The organism is Mycobacterium sp. ABE4_509 (assembly GCF_056160785.1).
Map to the genome: position 1 here is coordinate 40,733 of NZ_JBSWXU010000016.1, position 22,758 is coordinate 63,490.

A 22,758-nucleotide genomic window follows, 5' to 3' on the forward strand; every position below is an offset into this window, starting at 1 on the left:
TATGTTAATCATCACTAACTCACCTTGTCCACCGCCCCCCGACCAGCAACCGCCGGAGGTTTCCGTCATGACCGCCACGGACGCCGCTTCGCGGCGAAGTCGGGCCAAGTCCGACCGGCGCAGCCAGCTGATCGCGGCGGCCGAGCGGCTGATCGCCGAGAACGGCTACCTGGCGGTGCGCCTGGAGGACATCGGCGCCGCGGCCGGAGTGAGCGGCCCGGCGATCTACCGGCACTTCCCGAACAAGGAGGCGCTGCTCACCGAACTGCTGGTCGGGATCAGCACCCGCCTGCTGGCCGGAGCCCAGGCGGTGGCCGCCGACGCCGCCGACGCCGCGGCGACGCTCGCGGCGCTCATCGATTTCCACCTCGACTTCGCCCTCGGCGAATCAGACCTGATCCGCATCCAGGACCGCGACCTGGGAAACCTGCCCCCCTCGGCCAAGCGTCAGGTGCGGCGCGCCCAGCGGCAGTACGTCGAGATCTGGGTCGAGGTGCTGCGCCGGCGCGACCCCGACCTGTCCGAGTCACAGGCCCGGCTGATGGCCCATGCCACATTCGGGCTGCTGAACTCCACCGCGCACAGCATGAAGCCCGGGATGACCAAGACGGCCGACGCCGGCTCGCGAAACGTCCTGCGAACGATGACCGTCGCCGCGCTGACCCCGGGTGGGCCCGGGGGCTAGTACCAGGCCTTGCGGCCGCCGACCGGCCGGCCGATGGATCCGAGGACCCAGAACACGGCTCCGATCACCAGCAGCACCACGCCGATATAGGTGAGGACCGCGAAATTGAAGATCAGACCCAGCACAAGCAGGATCGCACCGAGCACGATCATGATCGCTCCGTTCTCCAGTTGACCAGTCAGCGTGCTACTGGCTGGGCTGCGGAATATTGCATTCCGTCACTTCGGGATTGACTCCGAAATAGTTAAGCGGCCCCGCGACGACGGTCAGCGCGATGCTTCCGGCAGTGGCGCAGTTGGCTTCGCCGCCGCTGAAGTAGTCCCGCTGGTATGCCGCGAAAACGCCGATCAGTAACCAGACGAGCACAATGACGCCGAGAGCTCCTCGCATGTCCTGTCTCCTCCGTCCACGCGCCGCAATGACGCGCAGCACAGCTTTACCCTGGTGACAATTCGGATAAACCTGCCCGGGCGGCTCAGTGGCCGAAAGCCTCGGTGAGCCAAGCGGTCATGGCCTTCAGCAGCACCGCACGGTTCTCCCGCTTGTCGATCTCGTGGCCGTCGTCGTCGAACAACAACAGCTCGGATCTGCGGTCCAACGCGGACAACGCATCGTGCATCTGCAGCGACTCCGAGGGCGGCACATTGGTGTCGTTGAGACCGTGCACCAGCAACAGCGGGGCGGTCACCGCGGCGGCGCGCGGCAGCGGCGACAGCCGCTCCAGCAGATCCTGGTCGCTGACCGGATGACCGTACTTCGGGTAGGCAGCCGAGGCGATCCACGGCTCGGTGGTGCGGTACCAGGTGTTCAGGTCACTCATCCCGCAGATGCTGATGCCGGCGGCGAACTCCTCGGGGTGAAAGGCCAGCGCCGCCTGGGTCAGGTAGCCGCCGTAGGACCAGCCGCAGCACGCCACACATCCCTGCGGCGCGTACCCGTTGCCGACCAGGTAGTGCACCGCGTCGGCGACGTCGTCGATCGCCGCGAACCGCCGTTCGCGGTCGTCGGCGTGCATGAAGGCCCGCCCGAACCCGCCCGAGCCACGCACGTTGGGCAGAAAGACACAGATACCCGCGTCGACCAGGCTCGGGAAGAACTCGTTGTACCCCGGCCTGCCCTGCCCCTCCGGACCACCGTGCAGGAACAGCATCGCACCGATGGTCTCGACACCCTCCGGCGGACGGAACAGCCACCCGGTGAACCGCAACCCGTCCCGGGCGGTGACGGTCTCCAATGTCGGGTCGCTGGACAGCGGGCCCGTACTGGGCACCCGGTCGACGAGCTCCCACTCGCCGGTGCGCGGGTCCACCAGCTCGACGGTCGGCGGCTTGGACGGGCCCTCGACCGTCAGCGCGAGCATCGACCCGCCCGCGCTGATGCTGAGCTCGGTGGCGACCAGCCCGGGCAGCGGGATCGGCTGATACAGCGTGTTGTCACCGAACTCGAGGACCTGTAATTCGCTGGCGCCGTGGATGTTCCACAGCATCGCCACGGTGGAGAGGTCGTCGCTGACGGCGAACTCGTCGAGCTCGTAGCCGGGCCGTTCGGCGAGCACCTGGTAGGCCACCCCGTCGGCGGTCACCGTCACCTCGAGCAGCCGCGCGTGCTGGGCGCCGTTCTCACTGCGGATCAGCGCGCGCACGTAGCCCTCGGTGCTGTTGAGGCCGTAGTCCTTGGCCGGGTGGTAGAGCTCGAGCAGCTCCCCTTCGACACCCGAGCGCAGCCGGCGCGGGCTGTGGTCGTCGAGGATGATCCCGGTGTCGGTGGTCGAGCCGGGGTCGTAGGGCAGCAACGCGGTCTCGGTCAGGCCGCGCAGCATGATCAGGTCGCGGTAGCCGCGCGGACCCACCCGCACCAGCGACGCACCCGCCCACGCATCGACCAGCCGGCCGCCCGTGCGGCGGTCCAGCACGATCGAGGACTGGCCCGAGGGGTCGATCAGGCACGAACTGCCGACCCCGTCCTCGCCGGTCAGGATCGCCGCGACCTGGGCGCCGTCCCAGCCGATCAGCTCGGCGGTGCCTTCCACCCCGGACGGCCAGTAGTCGATCCGGCGCGCATCCCGGTCGTCGGGATCGGTTGTCACCACCCAGATCTGATTGCGGGTCCCGCCCTCGGGGGCGACCTGGCAGGCCAGCCAGTGACCGTCGGCCGAGTGCATCACCCGGGTCACGGGCCCTTCCAGGGGCAGTTCCACATCACGCGAGGAACTGGCCCGCCAACCCCGCAGGAACCGCTGAACCGCGCGTGGATAGCCGCCGTCATCGACCAAGTGGGCGAAAGCGGTCGCGTCCGGCGACATCGACGCGCCGTATACCCGGCGAACCTGTTCTCCCACGATGCTCGATTGTGCACGCTCGACCGGCCCGGCGGGATGTGAGGCCACGAAGGCGCAGACTGAGCGGGTGCACAGGTACCCTGCAGCCATGAGGTGGTCATGACGGATTCACCACACCGCGGGCAATGGGGCAACCAGGAAGAGCCGACGCAGGCCTTCGGCAACGGGCACCCCGGCTACCCCGATCCCGCGTACGCCAGCCAGACGCCGTACGGACCTCCCTACCAACCGCCACCCACCCAGGGAGCCTTTCCGACCCAGCCGATGCCCGGCTACCCCGGCTACGGCTACGACCCCTACGGCGGCGGCCAGTTCCCGCCGCAATACCCCCCTGGCCAGGGTGGGGAGCCCCCGGAGCCGGACGGTCCGAAATCGCCGCGCTGGCTGTGGATCGTCGCCGGCGTGGCGGTGCTGACCGTCATCGGTCTGGTCATCGCGCTGGTGATCGTCAACAGTTCCCAGCAGGACACGGTGATGGCACCGCTGCCGGCCCAACCCGAGCCCAGCGTCTCGCCGCCCACCGAGCGCACCCCCACCACCACCTCACGCACCCCACCGAGCCCGGTGCTGCCGCCGCCGACGAGTTCCCCGCGCACCACGCCACCCACCGCGACCACCACCGCGCCGGCCGCCACCGACACCGTCGTCTACAACGTCTCGGGCAGCGGGCGGGCCATCAACATCACCTATGTCGACACCGGCGGCCTGCTACAGACCGAGTTCAACGTGATGCTGCCCTGGAGCCGGGAGGTGTCGCTGCCGCGCCCCGGAGAGGACTCGGCAAGCATCAGCATCATCAACGTCGGCCGCGAGGTGACCTGCTCGATCTCGGTCAACGGCACCCAGATCGAACGCCGCGCCGGCGCGGGGCTGACCATCTGCGCCGCGACCCGGTAGCGGTCAATCCAGCACCCGCCGATGCGGGGCCCGCACCCCCGCCATCGCGGCCAGACCCAGCGCCAGCACCAGGACCAGCCCGCCCAACCCGGCGCGATCGGTGCCGAAGACGTCGATGAACAGCGAGAACATCCAGGGCGCGAGGAACGTCGCCGCCCGGCCGACCGTCGTGTAGAGCCCGAACGCCACACCCTCGTTGCCCGGCACCGTCATCCGCAACATCAGCGTCCGGGCCGAGGACAGCGTCGGGCCGATGAACAGACACAACGCCAGCCCGCACGCCCAGAATGCGCCCGGCCCGGACAACACCAGCAGTGTGAGCCCGACCGCGACCATCGCGGCCAGCGACGCCACGATGACCCGTTTCGAGCCGACCCAGTCGTCGACGCGCCCGCCCAGCACCGCCCCGACGGCCGCCACCACCGAAGCCGCCACACCGAAGAGCAACACGTCGGCCTGCGAGACGCCGTAGACGGTGACGCCGAGCACCGCGCCGAAGGTGAACACCCCGGCCAGCCCGTCCCGGAACACCGCACTGGCCCCCAGGTAGTAGACGACATGGCGGTCGCGACGCCACTCGTCGCGCAGCCCCCGCCCCAGCCGGCGGTAGGCGCCGAGCACGCCGATGCGTTCGGCGGGCTCCGCGGCGCGGGTGACGGGCACCGTCACCAGCAGCGGTAGGGCGAACAGTCCGAACCAGGCCGCCACGAGCAGCATCGCCGCCCGGACGTTCTGACCGTCGGCCACCGGTAACGCCAGCAGCCCGCGGGTGTCGCCGCTGCCGGCGACGAAGCCGACGTAGACCACCAGCAGGGCCAGCACGCTGCCGAAATAGCCCAGCGCCAAACCGAATCCGGAGACCCTTCCGGAGTTCCTCGGCGTGGACAGCTGACGCAGCATCGCGTTGTAGGGCACGGTGGCCAGCTCGCTGCAGGCCGCGGTGCAGGCCAGCAGGATCAACCCCGGCCACAGGTAGCGGTGGTCGTCGCGGATCAGGCTCATCGAGGCGGTCAGTGCCACCACCAGCCCGGTGAGCACGGCCAGCGCCTTGCGTCGGCGCGCGGGCGCGTCCACCCACACCCCGGTCAGCGGCGCCAGCAGCGCCACCACGATGCCGGCCACCGCCAGCGCCCGGCCGAGCCAACTGGCGGCACTGGTGGGGCCGGGCAGATCGTCGCCGACGGTGCTCGTCAGATACACCGAGAACACGAAGGTGATCACGATCGCGTTGACCGCCGTGGCGCCGAAGTCCCACAACGCCCAGGCCAGGATCCGTGATCGGGTGGCCACGGCGACGGGCGCCTCGGTCGGAGGCGGCGGCTCGCTCATGGGTGCCCACGATATAGTCCGGCCCATGCCAGTACCGGAACCCAGCGCCGAGGCCCGGGCGGTCGTCACCGGCGCGTCGCAGAACATCGGCGAGGCGCTGGCCGTCGAGCTCGCCGCCCGTGGCCACAACCTGATCATCACGGCACGGCGCGCCGAGGTCCTCGAGGTTCTGGCCGACCGGTTGCGCGAACAGTACGGGGTGACGGTGGAGGTGCGGGCGGTCGACCTGGCCGACCCGCAGGCCCGCGGTGAGCTGTGCGACGAGCTGGCCACCCGCACCATCTCGATCCTGTGCGCCAACGCCGGCACCGCCACGTTCGGCCCGGTGGCGACGCTGGATCCGGCCGAAGAACGCAAGCAGGTGCAGCTCAACGTGCTCGGCGTGCACGACCTGGTGCTCGCGGTGCTGCCCGGCATGGTTGCGCGCGGCGCCGGCGGCATCCTGATCTCCGGATCGGCGGCCGGGAACTCGCCGATCCCGAACAACGCGACCTATGCCGCCACCAAGGCGTTCGCCAACACCTTCAGCGAGTCGCTGCGCGGGGAACTGAAATCCGCCGGCGTACACGTCACCGTGCTGGCACCCGGCCCGGTGCGCACCGAACTGCCCGATGCCGGCAAGCAGTCGCTGGTCGACCGGCTCATCCCGGACTTCCTGTGGATCGACACCACCTACACCGCCAAGGTGTCGCTGGACGGGTTGGTCCACAACAAGATGCGGGTGGTCCCCGGTGTGACGTCCAAGGCGATGTCGGCGGCCAGCGGCTACGCTCCCCGGGCCATCGTCGCGCCGATCGTCGGGGCGGCCTACAAGAAGCTCGGCGGCAGCTAACCCCCCCCCCGCTGCCGAAATGGCATTCCGGCAGCGAAAGTTCGAGTAGAAGCCTGCTGGAATGCCGTTTCGGCGCCAGACCGGGGGTGGCGGCCGGCGACGCGCCCCGAAGGGGGTCCGGGCCGACCCGACGCACCGTTGGGCTTACTGTGAAACGCTGTGCGCGACGAACTGGTGTGGATCGACTGCGAGATGACCGGGCTGGACCTCAAGTCCGACCTGCTCATCGAGATCGCGGTGTTGGTGACCGACTCAGAGCTCAACGTCCTCGGCGACGGGGTGGATGTGGTCATCCACGCCGGAGAGGACGCCCTGACGTCGATGATCGACGTCGTCGCGCAGATGCACACCAAATCCGGGCTGATCGAAGAGGTGCGGGCTTCCACGGTCGACGTGCCCACCGCCGAGGAGATGGTGCTCGACTACATCCGCACCCACGTCAAGCAGGCCAAGACCGCACCGCTGGCCGGCAACTCCATCGGCACCGACCGCGGCTTCATCGCCCGCGACATGCCCAAACTCGACGACTACCTGCACTACCGGATGATCGACGTCAGCTCGATCAAGGAGCTGTGCCGGCGGTGGTATCCACGGATCTACTTCGGCCAGCCGGAGAAGGGGCTCGCGCACCGCGCACTGGCCGACATCTACGAATCGATCCGGGAACTGAAGTACTACCGGCAGACCGCGTTCGTCGCGCCGCCGGGGCCTTCGACCGGCGAGATCGCCGAGGTGGCGAAGGCGCTGGGACCGGCCTCACCAGCGGATTCGGATACTGATTCGATCGACGAGGGTTCCAGCAGCTAGTATCTAGCACGCCGCACACGCGGCAATGGTGGCTGTAGTTCAGTTGGTAGAGCACCAGGTTGTGATCCTGGGGGTCGCGGGTTCAAGTCCCGTCAGCCACCCAAGTTCGGGTGTGGCCCCGCCGGCTAGGCGGGGCCACACTCGTTCTCCCGCAGTGCGTCATCTCGACACCGTCGCTGCCGCACCTACCTCCGGCCGGCGAGCAGCATCAAACGGAAGTCCGTGCCACAGCGTGTGGTGCCTGGTTTCGGGCAGTAGGCAACTACAGATCAGGCTGACCAGTGCGATGGCCGCCATCATCACCGCGATCGCGGCGCTTCCGAACGCGGCCAGCAGCGCGCCGGCGATCACCGTCGGGACGGCCCCACCCACGACGCCGGCCAGGTTGTAGGACAGTCCGGCCCCGGTGTAGCGGTAGCGGGTCGCGAAGATCTCCGGGACGTAGGCGGCCACGGGCCCGTAGACCATCCCCACGACCGACAACGTCCCGACGATGCCGGCAACGAGGCCGACGGTGGTGGCGCTGTCGATCAGCGGCATGATCGCGAAGGACATCGGGATCCCCAGTGCGGTCCCGAACAGCACCACCCGGCGACGGCCCAGCCGGTCGCACGCCACCGCCGAGACCACCGTCCACGCCATCAGCGCGCACGCCCCCAGGACACCGGCCGCCAGCACCAGGGTCCGGGAATAGCCCAACTTGTCGCTGGCATAGCCCAGCAGATAGGTGCTGCCCAGGTAGCTGAACGCGAAGGGAGTGCTCAGCAGGCCGGCCATCAGGACGACCTGACGGAGCTGATTGGCCAACAGCTCGGACATGGGCGTTCTCGCCGTGGACGCCTGCTCGGTCTGAACGACGAACACCGGAGGCTCGGCGATGTTCAACCGCGCGTAGAGCGCCACCACGACCAGCACTGCGCTGAAGAAGAACGGCAGTCGCCAGCCCCATTCCAGGAACGCCGCGCTGGTTTCCCCGACCGCCACGTTGACCACCAGGAAGACGAGGCCCGCCAGCAGCATTCCGCCGCCGGAACCGAGCTGGGTGAACATGCCGAACCGCCCGCGCTTGCCCTCCGGGGCGTACTCGGCGCTGAGTACGGCCGAGCCCGGCCATTCACCGCCGACGGCGAAACCCTGCAGCAGGCGCAGCACGACCAGGATCAGCGGCGCGGCGATTCCGATGGACGCCGCCGAGGGGACCAGTCCGACCGCCGTCGTCGCGACACCCATGATCAGCAGGGTCATCACGAGGGTCTTCTTGCGTCCTATCCGGTCGCCGAAATGCCCGAAGAACCAGGCCCCCAGCGGGCGCGCGAGGAAGGCGGTCGCGAAGGTCGCGAACGCGGCCACGGTGGCCATGGTGGGCCCGAGGTGGGGGAAGAACACGTCGGGAAACACCAGCGCCGCGCAGGTACCGAAAATGAAGAAGTCGTAATACTCGATCGTGGTGCCGGCGGCGCACGCCAAGCCGACCCGACGGAGCGGGACCGTGGCGCCGGGCTGGGACACCGGTACGCTCAACGCGTCGTCGATCATGGTTCCCTCCGTCTCTGCAGGGCCACGGTGACCACCGCGGCGAGAGCCCTCGCTGGTGGGCCGCCGTTCGGTCGGCCCATGGAAGGATGCGGCGCCAGTCAGCGGATCAGCTGTGCACACGCTGCGAGGTTGCTGTGAATGCGAGACCGGCTGGTCGCCCCGCAGTCGTCACCGTGGTCACGGCCCGCAAACGAGACATCCCCCACCCGCGAACGGGAGGGGGATGTCTGGTGGCCGAGGCGCGCGGCCGGGCGTCCGCGTCAGATGCTGGCGTTGCCGGCTTCCCACTGGTGCCACGGGACGTTCCAGTCGCCGAGGCCATCGGTGCCCGGCAGGGTCGAACCCACCGTGTTGATGACCTCCACGACGTCGCCGCGCTTGGAGTTGTCGTAGAACCACTGACCGTTGCTGGTGCTGACGTTGATGCAGCCGTGGCTGACGTTGCTGTAACCCTGGCTGCCCACCGACCACGGCGCGGCGTGCACGTAGATGCCGCTGTAGGAGATCTGGGTGGCCCAGTCCACCTCGGTGCGATAACCGTTGGGCGAGTTGACCGGCACGCCGTAGGTCGATGAATCCATCACCATGTGCGAGCGCCGGTCACCGACGATGTAGACGCCGTTGTTGGTGGGCGTGCTGTTCTTGCCCATCGACACCGGCATCGTCTTGACGACCTCACCGTTGCGCGTCACCGTCAGCGTCTTGGTGGCATCGTCGACGGTGGTGATGACCGCATCGCCGATGGTGAAGTTCGTCGACACGTTGTCCTGGCCGTAGAGCCCGTCCCCCAGATCCACCCCGTAGGTGTTCACCGACACCTCGACCGCGGTCCCGGGCTTCCAGTACTCCGCCGGACGCCAGCGCACCTCGCGGTTGTTCAGCCAGTAGAACGCGCCTTCCACCGGCGGGTTGGCCGTCACGGTGATGGCGCGCTCGGCGGCCAGCCGGTTGGGGATGTTCTCGTCGAAGCGGATCGCCACCGGCTGTCCGACTCCGACGACCTCACCCTCGTTGGGCAGCACGTAGGGCATCGTCAGGTTCTCCGGCGAGTGCGTCTCGAACGACATCTGCCGGCTGGTGGCTCCGCCCAGGCCCAACGACTGCGCGTTGAGCGTGTAGCGCTTGTTGTAGCCGAGCGGCTCGGTGGTCTGCCACGTCAGGCCGTCCTTGGACAACTCGCCGGAAACCTGCTCGCCGCTCTCGTTGACCATCGTCACCGCGCCGAGCACGCCGAACTCGGCGCTCACCGTCACCGGGGACTCGACACTGACGCCGACGGCGCCGTCATCCACCGACGAGGTGAGTTTGGGCACCAGCAGGTCACCGAAGGGGGTGCCCTTGTCGCTGATCACCTCGGGCGCCGGTGGTTCCGCCGGACCGCCGCATGCGGTGAGGACGAGCGCCACCGCAGGAACCAATGCGGCGACCGTCAACCACACACGGCTCCGCCGCGCACGGTTTGCCGTGCTGACCTGCCACATACTCCGCTCCACCTCACAAACAGGGTTGATCCACCGAAATTCTCGCACCGATTCTACGGCCACATTGTGACGGGAATGCGACGCCGACGTCGCCACCCGGTACCGCGCGGACGACGTGATTTCTCCCCTGCGCCGCGGGCCTGTTATTGTCTCACACGCGCGCCGTTAGCTCAGTTGGTAGAGCAGCTGACTCTTAATCAGCGGGTCCGGGGTTCGAAACCCTGACGGCGCACCACCCAGAAACCCTGCTCAGGCAGGGTTTTTGTGGTTGTAGGGGGCTGCCCGGGTTCGAGCGGATACCGCTACTCGGCGATCCATTCCCGCGCCTTGGCCTCCTCGGCGACCGGGAAGGCGCGGAACTCGCCCGGCATCAGAAAGCCGACGAACTTCATGGTCTGCTCGATCCATCCGATGTCGGTGACCACGGCGAAGCGTTCCCACCGGTGGAAGTGCCGGAAGCCGACCTTGGTGTCGTCCCACACCGCGCCGGGGTCGAAACCGCCGAAATCGGGGTCGATCTCGTAGTAGATCCGAATCTTGTCGTGCCGTTCGAGGCGCCGGTTCACCTCGGGGATCAGCACCGTCTCGTAGTCGGCCTTGGTGACATGGCCGCGGCAGGCGAACGCCGCGACGTTGTCGGGGAAGCCGGTCAACTGTTCGATCATGATTTATCCTCCCAACACCCAGTGACCCGTCCATCCTGAGCGCGACCGGACCGGTGGGCGTAGAGCAGAAAGTCACTCCGGGGCCCGGTTTGGCGCTTCATCGGAGAGTCGCTGCAGCACAGCGCTATGCGGCCACCACGTTCTCCTCGGACGCCACCGCGGCGGCCATCCCCCCGACACCGGCCACGGTGGGCATCGCCAGGGTGACCTCGCCGACGTTGATCCAGCCCACCGAGGTGAGGTTCTCGTACGGCGTCGCCGAGGCGACCAACTGCAGGGTGAGGCTGTCATCCGGGGTCATCGTGTAGGCGATCCCCTCCAGATCGATGGTGACCGTGCGGGTACGGCCGTCCAGGATCACCGGGATCGGGGTGACGAGATTGCCCAGGACCAGCCCGGTGGTGTTGTCGACCAGCTGGCCGTAGATGTGCCGGCCGGTGCCCAGACCGGAGTAGGTGAGGGTGATCTCGGGAGCGCCGACGACCTCGATGGTGCTGTCCGGTGACGGAATGTCGACGTTGATCGCCAGGCTCGCCTCGGAGGCCAGTGCCGGTGAGACCAGCAGCGGGGTGGGCGACATGGTCTGCGGCCCTGAGCCGCCGAGCAGCGGAATGATCGGCAGGAATCCGCCGGCGGCGGTGGTGACGACCGGGTCGCCGTAGAAGTCCGGATCCGTGGGCAACAGGTCCGAGGAGTGGTAGTCGCCGTTCTGGTCGAACCATTCGAACCGGGGCCGGCTGGGAACCACCTCGCCGTTGACGTACTTGTCCAGCCAGTCCAGCGTCGAATTCATCAGCAGCGGAGTCTGCAACGGGTTCAACGGATCCAGGCACACCCCGTGCCCGCCGCACGCCCAGATCATGTCCACCGGGGTTCCGGCGGCCTCGAGCAGTTCGGCGTTGGTGAGGGATTGCGCAAGGGTGAACAGGCCGTCGGCGGTGCCCTGGATGAGCAGCGTCGGCGCCGTGATCTGACTGACCAGCACGGTGGGGCCGCTGCTGGCCAGGATCGCCTGCTGGGTCTGGGTCAGGTAGCCGAGCAGGTCGCCGAGGATGACGGCCGGGTAGATCTGCCCGTTGATCCGGGCCCCGCCCTCGAGCAGGTCCAAGGCCAGCAGCGTGCCCCAGCCGCTCTTGAACGCCCCGGTGGGATAGAGGGCCTCGTTCAGCGAGTTCCAGGCGATCACCGGAACGATGGCCTCGATGCGGTCGTCGATGCCCGCGGTGACCAGCTGGATACCGCCGCCGTAGGAGCCGCCGACCATGCCGATAGTCGGGTCACCCGGGGCGTCGAGCTCGGTCTCGGGCAGGGTGGCCACCCAGTCGATGATGGCCTGCACGTCGCGGCCTTCGAAGAAGGGGTTGTCCAGCTGCAGGATTCCGCCGGAATCGAACTCACCGCGAGGATCCCACGTCACGACGTTGTAGCCGGCCTCGCGCAGCGGCGCCAGACCGGGCACCAGGTTGTAGACCGACGTCTCGGAGGCCGGGTCGATGTTGCCGGCGCTGCCCAGCCCCGGCCCGTTGAGCACCGTCGGCGCGGTCTCGCCCGCCAGCAGCCCGGACGCCGGGAAGAAGTTGGTGGAGATCTGCACCCCGTCGAACGACGTCACCATGGTGGTGAACGCGACCGGGTCACCGTCGGGCACCAGCTCGCCGACGTTGACGTCGATGGGCGCGTAGACCCGGTACCCGATGAGCGGCTGCAGGAGTTCACCGAGAATGGGGGCCTGCTGCAGGCCCAGCACGATCGGCTGGACGAAGCCGCCCAGCAGCGGGATCTGCTCGAGGACCGTCACCAGCCGGGTCCGCTCGCTGACCAGGACGGTGAACCGCTCGGTGCCGGCGGTGTCCACCACGGACAGGTCCGGCAGGAACGAGAAGGTGCCGTCGGAGGCCAGTGACACCTTGCCGCCCTGGTCGGGGCCGCTGACCACCGTGTAGATCAGCGGGTTGCCCCGGGAATCGGTCGCCCCGACGTCGCCGTAGATGACGCCGTCGACGAATTCGAGCATCGGGCTGACCGAGATGGGCCCGCTGAGGAAGTCGCGCCGGGCGGCCGCGGCCATCGCCCACTCCATCGGGGAGTTAACCGGCGGCACCAGCGGTCCGCCTCCGGCGAAGGGGCTCAGCAGGCCGGTGATCTGATCGAAGATCCAGTTCGGGGCCGCGGTGGCAGTCTGGACCGGCGCGGGATCCGGAGTCCCCACCGCCGCAGCGGCAATGGTGTAGGCCGACGTCGCCGAGCGCGCCGTGGCGCGACCGGCTGCGGCCTGCGGGCTGGCCAGCCATTCGACCGCCTCGGCGCGCCGGTCGGCGGGGATGTCGAGGTCGGTCGCGGTGTCGGTCTCGGGTTCCTGATCGGTCGGTGCGCCCGCCCCGGCGTCTGTTGCGGCGTCGTCGACACCGGGCTGCGCCGATCCGGCGGAACCCGATGCCTCGGTCTCCTCTTCCGCCACGGCATCGTCGAGGACGTCGACTCCCCCGGCATCGTCGTCGGCGAGATCCGAATCATCCACGTCATCAGCCGGTTCGGTCCCGAGGTCCGCGTTCTCCTCGTCGGCGTCGTCGGCACCGTCGGCGTCATCGGCGTCATCGGTGGCGTCGTCGCCAACGTCCAAGTCGGCGCCGTCGAGATCGTCGTCGGCGTCGGTGTCATCGGCGGCGTCGGCGCTTCCCGCCGCCGAGCCGCTGCCGTCGCCGGCGTCGTCGCTGTCGGAGGTCGAGCCGGTCGCCGAGTCGGCACTGCCCGAATCGGCCGAACTTCCGGCGCGGGCGCCCGGCGAGCCGGACGAACTCGACGCCGAGGAGGCCGATCCGGAGTCTGCGGTGCCGGTGTCGGCGGCCGCGACTCCATATCCGGTCAGGACGGCGGTCCCGACACCGAGGGCGACCGCCAGGCCACCGATCCGACCCACGTATCCGCCTGCGCTCATTAGCTTGCCTCCCGACCTCGCGCGACTGCCCGGCAAACTATAGGTCTCGTCAATACGTGTGCGCGGCCGAATGAACGAACGCCGTCGAAACGGTCATAATTGCTGCAGTCAACCCGAGTTGGGCACGAAGGTGCCCGTACAGCAGGTCCGGAAGGAGCCACGGCGGACGGTGCGGGCAAAACTCACCGGTACACCGCCGCTCAGGCGCCGCCCCCGGTAGGGAGCAGAGTACGCCGCGATTCACACCCCGGCGGCCGTTCCCGCAACCCGGCGACCGGCGCAGCAATGACGCTGCCGGCGCCGAACACGTCAGTCAGCGCGGAGTGCCGAACCCACCTGGGCCGGGTTGCCCGATGAGCGGGTTGGCCGGCCCGGCGGGCTGACCCGGCTGCCCCGCCTGGCCCCGCTGTTGCTGGATGGCCTGGACCAGCGGGTTGTCCTTCATCAACTGGCGACGGTCCTCATCGGACAGCTCGTAGAACGTCCACATGCCCCACGCCGCCGGCCGCACATAGAGCGTCACCTTCTGCTTCTTGCGGGTGGACTGCGGCAGCATCGCCGGGACAGGAACCACTCGGTCGAGCGTCACGGCGCTGACCAGTTCCTGGGCGAGCTTGTCGACGTCGGTCGAGTCCTGCAGTTCGTAGACCGACGACTGGTGGCTGGGCTGCGTCGCGCCCTGCAGGGCCAGGAACCATGCCATGCCCGCGCTCCTTTGCTCGTCGTTGACAGCGCAAGCGTAGAGGACACCGGGCTGCGCGACGCGCGGTATCACCCCGCCCGGATTTCCCCGAGAGCCGGCCGGGCGCCTTCCCGGCAAGGCCGAGGACTTAGCCCATTGACGACAATGTAAATTCGCGTGCCTCAGATCGCCACACTGAACGCACTGTGCTAAACCTCACGCATCAGACACGGGCACCGTTCGGTCGATCTTGATTCGAACGTAACGACGAGCGAGTCAATATCGGACGAGAATGGATCTGTGCTGCGAAAAGACGCGAACTAGTGATAGGGTCTCAGTTAGCTGACCACCGAGGCGCCCAACCTTGGCCAGGTCGCGAACGAAGGATCGAGGAATTAGCTGATGGCAGGCATGAGGGAACCGATAGCTCCCGGTGCTGGAGACGACGACTCGGCTGTCAGCGTAACTACGCAACAACCGGTCGCGGTGTACAGCTGCAGCCGGCTGGGACGGGTGGCCAACCCCCCGGGGTTCTCGCTGGCGGACTGGTTCCGAGTCGGCCGCCGACGCTGAACCGCGGCTCAGGGCTGCCGGAGCCGGCGCACCGTCACCACGATCACGACGACACCGACACCGGCCAGTGTGACCGCCACCGCGGGCTGCTTGACGAACCGCACCACTCCGGCCTTGAGATCATCGGCCATTCGGCGCGGGTTGGCCCTCGCGGCCAACGAGTCCACGGTCACGGCCAACTGCTCGCGGGCCTCATCGATGTCCGCCTTGATCGTGTCGGGATCGCGGTCCGCCACATCTGCCTCCGTGCCTACTCGCCTACCGGGCTGTCCTGCCGAACTACCCTAGATCAGCCGGAGCGCGCGTGAGCGCCCCGGTCGACCGACCGCACCGGACACGCCGCGATACTGGAGGACATCGACCATGCCGCAGACCCCCCGGCTCGAGGTTGGCGACAACGCGCCCGCGTTCAGCCTCCCCGACGCCGACGGTAAGACCGTCAAGCTCTCCGACTATAAGGGCCGCAGAGTCATCGTCTACTTCTACCCGGCGGCGTCCACGCCGGGCTGCACCAAGGAAGCCTGCGATTTCCGCGACAACCTCGGCGAGCTCAACGAGGCCGGCCTCGACGTCGTCGGCATCTCACCCGACAAACCCGAGAAGCTGGCGAAGTTCCGCGACAAGGAAGGGCTCACCTTCCCGCTGCTGGCCGATCCCGAACGCACGGTGCTCGAGGCGTGGGGCGCCTACGGCGAGAAGAAGATGTACGGCAAGACCGTTCAGGGCGTCATCCGGTCGACGTTCGTCGTCGACGAGAAGGGAAAGATCGCGCTGGCGCAGTACAACATCCGCGCCACCGGGCACGTCGCCAAGCTACGGCGCGACCTGTCCGTCTGAGCCGGCCACGCGGCCCGGTGGTCAGTGCCACACGGTGTCGTCGTCGCGGTAGTCGATCTTCAGCACCAGGACGCGGAAGTCGTGCGGGATCACCGGGTTTCCGTGCACATCGCCGGGTTCGCAGATCACGACGTCGCCCGGATTCATGATCACCGTCTCACCCTCGATTTCGTAGTGCGCCTCATCGAGGGCGATGAACACCTCGGTCTGGATGCGGTGATGGTGCTGCCCGACCACGTCGCCCTTGCGGAAAGAGACCTCCTGGATGAACGATCCTCCGATGCCGAGGACCGCCTCGGGCACCAGGATCCGCTTGGCGTAACCGTCACCGGCAACTTCTCGCGCGTGTTCGCGCCTCAAGATCTTCATCGCCACCTCATGCGGGATCGAATCCTCGGCTGTGACCACCCAAGCACGCACATGGTCTCGAACGACCGGTTTCGGCAATGCTCGCTACGAACCGGCACCGCGCCGCGAACATCGACAGCCCGGTGGACGGTGGTCGACGTGGTTCGAACCTACGGCGCGACCTGTCCGTCTGAGCCGCCCAGGCGGGCCAACAGCAGCGCCTCGGCGGTCGCGGCCCGCTCCAGCACCCCCAGGTGCAGGCTCTCGTTGATGCTGTGGGCCTGCGTTTCGGGGTCTTCGACACCGGTCACCAGGATCGCGGCGTCGGGAAACGCCGCGGCGAACGCGGCGATGAACGGGATCGAGCCACCGACCCCGGCCTCCACCACCTCGGCGCCCCAGGCCTGCCGGAAAGCCGCGCGCGCCGCGTCGTAGACCGGCCCCTGCGCGGTGATCGCGTACGGCTGGCCGACGTCGCCCGGCGTCACGCTCACCTGCGCGCCCCACGGTGCGTGCCGCTCGAGGTGGCGGGTCAGCGCCGCCAGGTGTTCGCCGGCGTCACCCCCCGGGGCCACCCGCATGCTGACCTTGGCGCGCGCCCGCGGGATCAACGTGTTCGACGCCCGCGCGATCGGGGTGGTGTCGATGCCGATCACGGTGATCGCCGGCTTGGCCCACAACCGCTGGGCCACCGAACCCGAACCGATCTCACCAACACCGTCGAGCAGCCCGGTATCGGCGCGCACCCGTTCGGGTGTGTAGTCCACATCGGCTGCGGTGGCCTCGTGCAGGCCGTCCACCGCGACGTTGCCCGCATCGTCGTGCAGGCTGGCTAGCAGCCGGATCAGCACGGTCAACGCGTCCGGAACGACACCACCCCACATGCCCGAGTGCAGCCCGTGGTCCAGCGTGGCGACCTCGACCACACAGTCGGCCAGGCCGCGCAGCGACACGGTCAGCGACGGGATCTCGGTACTCCAGTTGTCCGAGTCGGCGATGACGATGACATCGGCGGCCAGTGCGTCGCGGTGAGCGGCGAGCAGCGCCGACAGCGAGGGCGAGCCGGACTCCTCCTCGCCCTCGACGAACACCGTCACCCCGACCGGAGGTGCGCCCCCGTGGGCACGGAACGCGGCCAGGTGGGTGGCGATGCCGGCCTTGTCGTCGGCGGTTCCGCGGCCGTAGAGCCGGCCGTCGCGTTCGGTCGGTTCGAACGGCGCCGAGTGCCATTGCGCGCGGTCACCTTCGGGCTGCACGTCGTGGTGGGCGTAGAGCAGCACCGTCGGCGCGCCCGGCGGCCCGGGGTGGTGGGCGATGACCGCCGGCGCGCCGCCCTCGGCGACGATGCGCACCTGTTCGAACCCGGCCGCGGATAGCAGCTTGGCCACCGCCTCGGCGCTGCGCTGCACCTCGGGCCGCCGGGCCGGGTCGGCCCACACCGACTCGATCCGGACGAGATCTTCGAGGTCGGCCCGCACCGAGGGCAGGACCTCACGCACCCGCGTCGCGATGTCGCTCATGAGGTCGAGGTTATCGGCTCGGCCGGGCGGTCGATTCGGCGCGGCGGCGCTCCTCGGCCACCCGGTCCTTGCTGCGCAGCAGCCGCAGCAGCGTCACCAGCAGCAGGCCGCCGGCCACGTTGCCGATGGCGGTGTAGCCGAACCAGCCCAGCCAGTCCAGGTAGCCGAACGGCGCCCGACCGGTGATCAGCGCACCGAAGATCAGCAGGGAATCGAGCACCGAATGGTACAGCTGCAGCCCCGCCAGCAGGAACGCACCGGCGACGGCGGCGGCGATCTTGGCGACCATGGCGTCGGTGCCGTGCTGCATCCGGGTCATCAACGTGATCACCATGCCGCCGAGCAGCGACAGCGCGGCCGTCTGAAGGGAGAGCGGGGCTGTCGCGTAGTGGGCGGCCGACTCGATGGTCTGCTCGTGCAGCCGCGGCAGCGCCGTCATCATCAACCACATCAGAATCCAGCCGCCGGCCAGGTTGGCCACCAACGTGCCGCTCCACAGCTTGATCAGCTGGCCGAAGCCGGCCCGCTTGGCGGCGACGGTGGTGACCGGGATCAGGAAGCCTTCGGTGAACAGCTCGCTGCGTCCGAGCAGCAACGCCAGGAAGCCGATCGAGAACGCCAGCCCGGCCAGCAGCGGCTCGCCGGTGGCATCCAGCACCGCCAGGTAGGCCAGCACACCCACCGCGATGTCGGTGCCGCCGAAGAAACCGGTGGCCAGTACCTCCCGCCAGCTGCGGTGCAGCCGTTGGGTGCCCTCGTCGACCACCCGCTCGAAGGCGTCCTCGAGCGCATCCTCGATCGGGCTGTCCGACCCTCCCAGCTGCCTCTGCTGCGCCACACGTGTCCTCCGCTCCGCCGACTGCGATGAGCGGGAGTACCCGCAGCAGCGCCGGGCGAAGCAGCGGCGGTGGCGCTAGCGTTCCTCGAGCACCGCCACCGCTGCGGCGGTATCGGCCTCATGGGTCAGCGACAGGTGGATCGTCACCTCTTGCAGATGCTCGGCGATCGCCCCGGACAGCCGAACCCGCGGACGGCCCCACATGTCGGTGATCACCTCGATGTCGCGGTGGATGCCTTCGGGCAGCACCGGCCGCTTGGAGAACCGCGACCCCGACCATGCCTTGATGACCGCCTCCTTGGCCGCCCAGCGCGCCGCCAAGTGCCGCGCCGCCGACGAACTCTTGTCGGCGGCGTCGCGCCGCTCACCGGGGGTGAACGTCTCGGCGAACACCGTGCCGGGGCGGTCCACCTGTTCGGCGAACTCCGGGATGGAGACGAGATCGATTCCTATCCCGACAATGGCCATGGGCGACACGCTATCTCACGGATCACCGCCGATACACGCCGTCCTCACCGAGTCGCGACGCCGTGTCGAGGAGCATGGCCGCCTCGGCCGCCTTCTCCGACTCGTCATGGTCGAACCGGCGGTCGGCGGGCCGCTCGAACATCGCGCGTCCGCCGGCGATCGCCGAGGCCAGCCGGTGCCGGCCGGCCAGCACCCGCTGCTGGGCCTTGACCTGATAGTCCGAGCGCTGCTCCGGGCTCAACGCCGCCAGGAACGCCTGCGGATGCACCAGGGCGATCAGACCCGACACGTGGCCGAAGCCCAGGCTGGTGACCAGGCCCGCCTTGACCGGGTACTTGTCCCCCAGCCGCAGCGTCTCGCGCGGCCACACGAAGTGCGCCGAGGTAGCCAGTTCGTCGTCGACACAGTCCAGGCTGCGGTTCGGCGGGACCACCCCGTCGCGCAGCACCTGGCACAGTCCCATCATCTGGAAGACCGCCGCTCCGCCCTTGGCGTGGCCGGTGAGGCTCTTCTGGCTGATGACGAACAGAGGTGCGCCGTCAGAACGCCCCAGCGAGGCGGCCAGCCGCTCGTGCAGCTCGGTCTCGTTGGGATCGTTGGCCAGCGTCGAGGTGTCGTGCTTGGAGATCACCGCGATGTCGTCGGCACCCACACCCAGCTTGGCCAGCGAACGGGCCAGCACCGACTCCCGGCCGCCGCGGCCGGCGCCCAGCGCCCCCAGTCCCGGCGCCGGGATCGAGGTGTGCACCCCGTCGGCGAACGACTGTGCGTAGCCGACCACGGCCAGCACCGGCAGACCCATCCGGACGGCCAGGTCACCGCGGGCCAGCAGGATGGTGCCACCACCCTCGGCCTCCAGGAACCCCAGCCGGCGACGGTCGTTGGCGCGGGAGAACTTCGAGTCACTGATGCCCTTGGCGCGCATCATCTCGGTGTCGGCGGTGGCCGCCATGTCACCGAAGCCGATGACGGCCTCCAGCGTCAGGTCGTCGAAGCCGCCGGCCACGACCAGCTCGGCCTTGCCGAGGCGGATCTTGTCCACACCCTCCTCGACCGAGACCGCCGCGGTGGCACAGGCGCCCACCGGGTGCACCATCGCGCCGTACCCGCCCACGTAGGACTGCATCACGTGGGCGGCAACGACGTTGGGCAACACCTCCTGCAGGATGTCGTTCGGCTTGGCGCGGCCCAGCAGGTTGCCGTGATACATCGTCTGCATCGAGGTCATCCCGCCCATACCGGTGCCCTGGGTGCTGGCCACCAGGCTCGGGTGCACCCACCGCATCAACTCCGAGGGGGTGAAGCCCGAGGACAGGAACGCGTCGACGGTGGCGACGATGTTCCACAGCGCGACCCGGTCGATCGAGGTCGCCATGTCCTGGCTGATGCCCCACACCGTCGGGTCGAACCCGGTCGGGATCTGGGCGCCCACCGTCCGCGACAGCTTGGTCTTGCGCGGCACCCGGATCTCGGTGCCCGCCTTGCGGATCACCTCCCAGTCACCGGAACCCTCGACGGGGCGGGCCACGGTGTGCTCCGGGTCGAACTGCACGAACGCCCGGGCGTCGGCCTCGCTGGAGACCACGAACCGGAAGTCCTTGTCCAGGAACACACTGACCAGCAGCGGTGAGGCATGGTCGGGATCGATCGCGCCGTCGTCGACGAACTCACGGATGCCGCACCGCGAGACCACCTCGTCGTGATACCGCTCGACGAGCTCGGACTCGTCGACCAGGTCACCGGATTCGGTGTCGTACCAACCGGGTTGGGGGTCGTCCTCCCACTTGATCAGTCCGGTGGTCCAGGCCAGCTCCAGGACGCCGGCCGCGGACAACTCGTTGTCGACCTCCATCTCGAAGCGGGTCCGTGAGGAACCGTAGGGGCCGAGCTCGGCACCGCCGACGATGACGACCAGGTCGGCAGGGTCCACGTCCAGGTCCGCCCACTCCGGAGCCGTTGCGGCGGCGTGCGGGTGCGGCGGCGAGGGCAGCGCGGCGACCAGCCGGTCGTCGGCCTCCTCCTCCGCCTCGTCTGCGGCGGGGGCCAGGGCCTCCTCGCGGGCCTTGGTGGCCAGCTCGGCGAGATCCAGCTCGGCCTCGGCCAGGCCACCGGTCAGGTCGGCCTGCACCGGCTCCCGGGCAGCGGCCACCTTCGTCTCGACATCGCAGAGGTCCAACAGCATTGCGGCCATCTGCTCGGTCGAATAGGTGGTGACACCGGCTTCCTCGACCGCGTCGACGATCACGTCGTTGTGGCCCATCAGGCCGGTTCCCCGGGTCCAGCCGATCAGGGCGTGCGCCAGGCTGACCCGCTGCGCCCACGACGACTCGGCCTTCCACCGGGACACCACCGCATCCAGCGCCGACTTCGACTCGCCGTAGGCGCCGTCGCCGCCGAACATGCCGCGGTTGGGCGAACCGGGCAGCACCACGTGCAGCCGCGCGGCGATGTCGCGATCGGCGCTGATGTGCGACAGTCCGGCGATGAGCCGCTGAACGGCCCACAGCAGCACCTTCATCTCCATCTCCGCGCGCGAGCCCGCCTCGGACAGGTCGCCTCCGACCCGCGGCGCCGCGAACGGGAACAGCAACGTCGGTGTCAGAGCGTCCTTGAGATGGATCGACTTGGGCCCCAGGCTCTCGGTCTGTTCGGTGCCGACCCACTCCACCAGCGCGTCGATGTCGTTGTAGGAGGCCATGTTCGCCGGCACCACCCACAGCTGGGCGCCGTAACGCGCGCTGTCGCGGTAGAGGTTGCGGTAGAACTCGAGCCGGCTGTCGTCGAGGCGTGACGTGGTCGCGACGACGGTGGCCCCGCCGTCGAGCAGTTGCGCCACCACCGAGGCCGCGATGGACTCCTTCGAGGCGCCGGTCACGACGGCGACCTCGTCGACGTAGCGGCCCTTGCCCGGGTTCTCCGCGCCGGCGGCAGCCCGGGCGAACAGCGATGCGTGCACGTTGCGGCCTGCGGCCAGGGCCTTGCCCTGCCAGTAGGTGGCCTGCGTGCCCACCACGTGACCGGCGCCCTCGAACCGCTCGGCGAGCCGGGGCCACTGCGCGTCGACGTCGCCTTCGTCCATCAACCAGATCTTGACCAGATCCTCACGGGCGCTGGCCCACCGGTCGTCGAACAGCACCGCCTTGCGGCCGTCGAACGACGGCGCCACCAGGCGCGGCCAGTCCGAGCCGAGTTCGGCGGTGACCAGGTCGATGAGTTCGGCGTCGGCGGCCGTATCGGGGGTCACCAGCGGACCGCCCAGACCCAGCTCGTCGAGGATGGTGCGGGCCGCCGAGGCCAGCACACCGTCAGGTCCGGTGACCTTCTCGGCGAACTCGCCGAGCGCGGCGGAGTCGACGACACCGCCGCCGGCACCGCCGGCCGAGGGCAGCGACACCGACACACCCTGGCGGGCGGCCACCGCGGCGACCGCGGCGTCGATCACCTTGTCCACGCCGGCGGCATCGGCCAGGGCTCCGTCGTGCAGGCCGCCCAGCGCACCACCGCGAACGCTGGAGCCCTCCCGGGTCCCCAGCGCCACCTCGACGGTGGCGTGCCGGGCCCAGCCGTCGCCGAGTTCCCAGGTCTTCTTGACCCGCTCGGTGATGTAGGCCGGCCGCTTGCCGGACGGCCCGAGGACCGTGCGCAGCTGGTCGTTGACCGCGTCGGAGAGCACCGGGCCGAACGGCTTGTAGGTGCGCGCCAGCTTGGTCACCTGGCCCTTGAGCCCGGCCAGGTCGGCTTCGGCGGCACCGTCGATGGCGCCGAGGTTGAGCTCCGAGCCGAGGTCGACGAGCATCTGGTTGCGCCGCGAGGACGCACCGTCGGTGATGGACTCGATGGAGTCCAGCGGCTCGATCTGGTCGATCCGAATCTTGGCCGACAGCGCGATCAGCGCCATCGTGGCATCGGCCGCGTCGAACGACAGGTCGTCCGGGCGCGGCCCGCCCGCCGGAGCGGCCGCCGGCACGGGTGCGGCCGGAGCCGCCT

At 69.1% G+C, this 22,758-nt stretch carries 20 protein-coding genes and 2 tRNA genes; 7 read left to right on the top strand and 15 right to left on the bottom strand.

Annotated features, from left to right (window positions below; genetic code table 11):
* The first annotated feature begins 67 nt into the window (after window positions 1-67).
* Window positions 68-685, top strand: coding sequence for an SACE_7040 family transcriptional regulator (locus ACXAID_RS05950; protein ID WP_475021261.1), 618 nt, complete (start codon window positions 68-70; stop codon window positions 683-685).
* On the opposite strand, the gene ACXAID_RS05955 is transcribed toward ACXAID_RS05950, so the two are convergent.
* The 3 genes from ACXAID_RS05955 to ACXAID_RS05965 all read right to left on the bottom strand — a co-directional run bounded on the left by ACXAID_RS05955 (window position 682) and on the right by ACXAID_RS05965 (window position 2,987).
* Window positions 682-837: a DUF6131 family protein gene (locus tag ACXAID_RS05955; RefSeq protein WP_475021262.1), complete on the bottom strand. Its 156-nt coding sequence runs from the start codon at window positions 835-837 to the stop codon at window positions 682-684. The genes ACXAID_RS05950 and ACXAID_RS05955 overlap by 4 nt on opposite strands.
* 34 nt (window positions 838-871) lie before the next feature.
* Complete coding sequence (locus ACXAID_RS05960; protein WP_475021263.1) at window positions 872-1,075, bottom strand: hypothetical protein; 204 nt, start codon at window positions 1,073-1,075, stop codon at window positions 872-874.
* A gap of 85 nt (window positions 1,076-1,160) precedes the next feature.
* Complete coding sequence (locus ACXAID_RS05965) at window positions 1,161-2,987, bottom strand: alpha/beta hydrolase family protein (protein ID WP_475021284.1); 1,827 nt, start codon at window positions 2,985-2,987, stop codon at window positions 1,161-1,163.
* Between the two features lie 135 nt (window positions 2,988-3,122).
* Between ACXAID_RS05965 and ACXAID_RS05970 the strand changes: the two genes are divergently transcribed.
* Window positions 3,123-3,920 carry an MmpS family transport accessory protein gene (locus ACXAID_RS05970; protein ID WP_475021264.1) on the top strand — a complete coding sequence of 266 codons (798 nt, stop codon included), beginning with the start codon at window positions 3,123-3,125 and terminating at the stop codon, window positions 3,918-3,920.
* A gap of 3 nt (window positions 3,921-3,923) precedes the next feature.
* Here the strand turns inward: ACXAID_RS05970 and ACXAID_RS05975 are convergent, their stop codons facing one another.
* Window positions 3,924-5,249 carry an MFS transporter gene (locus tag ACXAID_RS05975; RefSeq protein ID WP_475021265.1) on the bottom strand — a complete coding sequence of 442 codons (1,326 nt, stop codon included), beginning with the start codon at window positions 5,247-5,249 and terminating at the stop codon, window positions 3,924-3,926.
* A 25-nt stretch (window positions 5,250-5,274) separates the two neighbouring features.
* Here ACXAID_RS05975 and cmrA point away from each other — a divergent pair, with 25 nt between their 5' ends.
* The 3 genes from cmrA (at window position 5,275) to ACXAID_RS05990 (ending at window position 6,989) form a co-directional block, all read left to right on the top strand.
* A complete protein-coding gene (gene cmrA, locus ACXAID_RS05980; protein WP_475021266.1) occupies window positions 5,275-6,081 on the top strand; it encodes a mycolate reductase in 807 nt (268 codons plus the stop codon).
* Between the two features lie 159 nt (window positions 6,082-6,240).
* Window positions 6,241-6,888: an oligoribonuclease gene (gene orn, locus ACXAID_RS05985; RefSeq protein WP_475021267.1), complete on the top strand. Its 648-nt coding sequence runs from the start codon at window positions 6,241-6,243 to the stop codon at window positions 6,886-6,888.
* 28 nt (window positions 6,889-6,916) lie between these two features.
* Window positions 6,917-6,989: transfer RNA gene (locus ACXAID_RS05990), tRNA-His, on the top strand.
* A gap of 58 nt (window positions 6,990-7,047) precedes the next feature.
* On the opposite strand, the gene ACXAID_RS05995 is transcribed toward ACXAID_RS05990, so the two are convergent.
* Both ACXAID_RS05995 and ACXAID_RS06000 read right to left on the bottom strand, forming a co-directional pair.
* Window positions 7,048-8,424 carry an MFS transporter gene (locus ACXAID_RS05995; RefSeq protein WP_475021268.1) on the bottom strand — a complete coding sequence of 459 codons (1,377 nt, stop codon included), beginning with the start codon at window positions 8,422-8,424 and terminating at the stop codon, window positions 7,048-7,050.
* Between the two features lie 260 nt (window positions 8,425-8,684).
* Window positions 8,685-9,905, bottom strand: coding sequence for a L,D-transpeptidase (locus ACXAID_RS06000; RefSeq protein ID WP_475021269.1), 1,221 nt, complete (start codon window positions 9,903-9,905; stop codon window positions 8,685-8,687).
* A gap of 159 nt (window positions 9,906-10,064) precedes the next feature.
* Between ACXAID_RS06000 and ACXAID_RS06005 the strand changes: the two genes are divergently transcribed.
* Window positions 10,065-10,140, top strand: a tRNA-Lys gene (locus ACXAID_RS06005).
* 67 nt (window positions 10,141-10,207) lie between these two features.
* Here the strand turns inward: ACXAID_RS06005 and ACXAID_RS06010 are convergent.
* The 4 genes from ACXAID_RS06010 to ACXAID_RS06025 all read right to left on the bottom strand — a co-directional run bounded on the left by ACXAID_RS06010 (window position 10,208) and on the right by ACXAID_RS06025 (window position 14,996).
* Window positions 10,208-10,570: a SpoIIAA family protein gene (locus ACXAID_RS06010; RefSeq protein WP_475021270.1), complete on the bottom strand. Its 363-nt coding sequence runs from the start codon at window positions 10,568-10,570 to the stop codon at window positions 10,208-10,210.
* Window positions 10,571-10,694: 124 nt separating this feature from the next.
* Window positions 10,695-13,505 (bottom strand): CocE/NonD family hydrolase, encoded by a 2,811-nt coding sequence (locus ACXAID_RS06015; RefSeq protein WP_475021271.1) that lies wholly within the window; start codon window positions 13,503-13,505, stop codon window positions 10,695-10,697.
* A gap of 313 nt (window positions 13,506-13,818) precedes the next feature.
* Window positions 13,819-14,208 (bottom strand): hypothetical protein, encoded by a 390-nt coding sequence (locus ACXAID_RS06020; protein WP_475021272.1) that lies wholly within the window; start codon window positions 14,206-14,208, stop codon window positions 13,819-13,821.
* A 560-nt stretch (window positions 14,209-14,768) separates the two neighbouring features.
* Window positions 14,769-14,996, bottom strand: coding sequence for a DUF3618 domain-containing protein (locus ACXAID_RS06025; protein WP_475021273.1), 228 nt, complete (start codon window positions 14,994-14,996; stop codon window positions 14,769-14,771).
* A 127-nt stretch (window positions 14,997-15,123) separates the two neighbouring features.
* On the opposite strand from ACXAID_RS06025, the gene bcp reads away from it, so the two are divergent.
* On the top strand, window positions 15,124-15,597 hold the full coding sequence (gene bcp / locus ACXAID_RS06030; protein WP_475021274.1) for a thioredoxin-dependent thiol peroxidase: 474 nt from the start codon (window positions 15,124-15,126) through the stop codon (window positions 15,595-15,597).
* A gap of 21 nt (window positions 15,598-15,618) precedes the next feature.
* Here bcp and ACXAID_RS06035 read toward each other — a convergent pair whose 3' ends face one another.
* The 5 genes from ACXAID_RS06035 to ACXAID_RS06055 form a co-directional block, all read right to left on the bottom strand.
* Window positions 15,619-15,966 carry a cupin domain-containing protein gene (locus tag ACXAID_RS06035; RefSeq protein ID WP_475021275.1) on the bottom strand — a complete coding sequence of 116 codons (348 nt, stop codon included), beginning with the start codon at window positions 15,964-15,966 and terminating at the stop codon, window positions 15,619-15,621.
* A 149-nt stretch (window positions 15,967-16,115) separates the two neighbouring features.
* A complete protein-coding gene (locus tag ACXAID_RS06040; protein ID WP_475021276.1) occupies window positions 16,116-17,465 on the bottom strand; it encodes a M20/M25/M40 family metallo-hydrolase in 1,350 nt (449 codons plus the stop codon).
* A 10-nt stretch (window positions 17,466-17,475) separates the two neighbouring features.
* Window positions 17,476-18,303 (bottom strand): formate/nitrite transporter family protein, encoded by an 828-nt coding sequence (locus ACXAID_RS06045; protein ID WP_475021277.1) that lies wholly within the window; start codon window positions 18,301-18,303, stop codon window positions 17,476-17,478.
* Between the two features lie 75 nt (window positions 18,304-18,378).
* Window positions 18,379-18,771 carry a holo-ACP synthase AcpS gene (gene acpS, locus ACXAID_RS06050; protein WP_475021278.1) on the bottom strand — a complete coding sequence of 131 codons (393 nt, stop codon included), beginning with the start codon at window positions 18,769-18,771 and terminating at the stop codon, window positions 18,379-18,381.
* 22 nt (window positions 18,772-18,793) lie between these two features.
* The coding region (locus ACXAID_RS06055; protein WP_475021279.1) for a beta-ketoacyl synthase N-terminal-like domain-containing protein at window positions 18,794-22,758 on the bottom strand (3,965 nt) is incomplete at its 5' end.

Coding starts and splice junctions, on each gene's coding strand:
- ACXAID_RS06010 (WP_475021270.1), bottom strand. CDS start 10,570: ATGATCGAACAGTTGACCGGCTTCCCCGACAACGTCGCGGCGTTCGCC.
- ACXAID_RS05960 (WP_475021263.1), bottom strand. CDS start 1,075: ATGCGAGGAGCTCTCGGCGTCATTGTGCTCGTCTGGTTACTGATCGGC.
- acpS (WP_475021278.1), bottom strand. CDS start 18,771: ATGGCCATTGTCGGGATAGGAATCGATCTCGTCTCCATCCCGGAGTTC.
- ACXAID_RS05965 (WP_475021284.1), bottom strand. CDS start 2,987: ATGTCGCCGGACGCGACCGCTTTCGCCCACTTGGTCGATGACGGCGGC.
- cmrA (WP_475021266.1), top strand. CDS start 5,275: ATGCCAGTACCGGAACCCAGCGCCGAGGCCCGGGCGGTCGTCACCGGC.
- ACXAID_RS05995 (WP_475021268.1), bottom strand. CDS start 8,424: ATGATCGACGACGCGTTGAGCGTACCGGTGTCCCAGCCCGGCGCCACG.
- ACXAID_RS05955 (WP_475021262.1), bottom strand. CDS start 837: ATGATCGTGCTCGGTGCGATCCTGCTTGTGCTGGGTCTGATCTTCAAT.
- ACXAID_RS06035 (WP_475021275.1), bottom strand. CDS start 15,966: ATGAAGATCTTGAGGCGCGAACACGCGCGAGAAGTTGCCGGTGACGGT.
- bcp (WP_475021274.1), top strand. CDS start 15,124: ATGCCGCAGACCCCCCGGCTCGAGGTTGGCGACAACGCGCCCGCGTTC.
- ACXAID_RS06040 (WP_475021276.1), bottom strand. CDS start 17,465: ATGAGCGACATCGCGACGCGGGTGCGTGAGGTCCTGCCCTCGGTGCGG.
- ACXAID_RS06000 (WP_475021269.1), bottom strand. CDS start 9,905: ATGTGGCAGGTCAGCACGGCAAACCGTGCGCGGCGGAGCCGTGTGTGG.
- ACXAID_RS06020 (WP_475021272.1), bottom strand. CDS start 14,208: ATGGCATGGTTCCTGGCCCTGCAGGGCGCGACGCAGCCCAGCCACCAG.
- ACXAID_RS05950 (WP_475021261.1), top strand. CDS start 68: ATGACCGCCACGGACGCCGCTTCGCGGCGAAGTCGGGCCAAGTCCGAC.
- ACXAID_RS06015 (WP_475021271.1), bottom strand. CDS start 13,505: ATGAGCGCAGGCGGATACGTGGGTCGGATCGGTGGCCTGGCGGTCGCC.
- ACXAID_RS05975 (WP_475021265.1), bottom strand. CDS start 5,249: ATGAGCGAGCCGCCGCCTCCGACCGAGGCGCCCGTCGCCGTGGCCACC.
- ACXAID_RS05970 (WP_475021264.1), top strand. CDS start 3,123: ATGACGGATTCACCACACCGCGGGCAATGGGGCAACCAGGAAGAGCCG.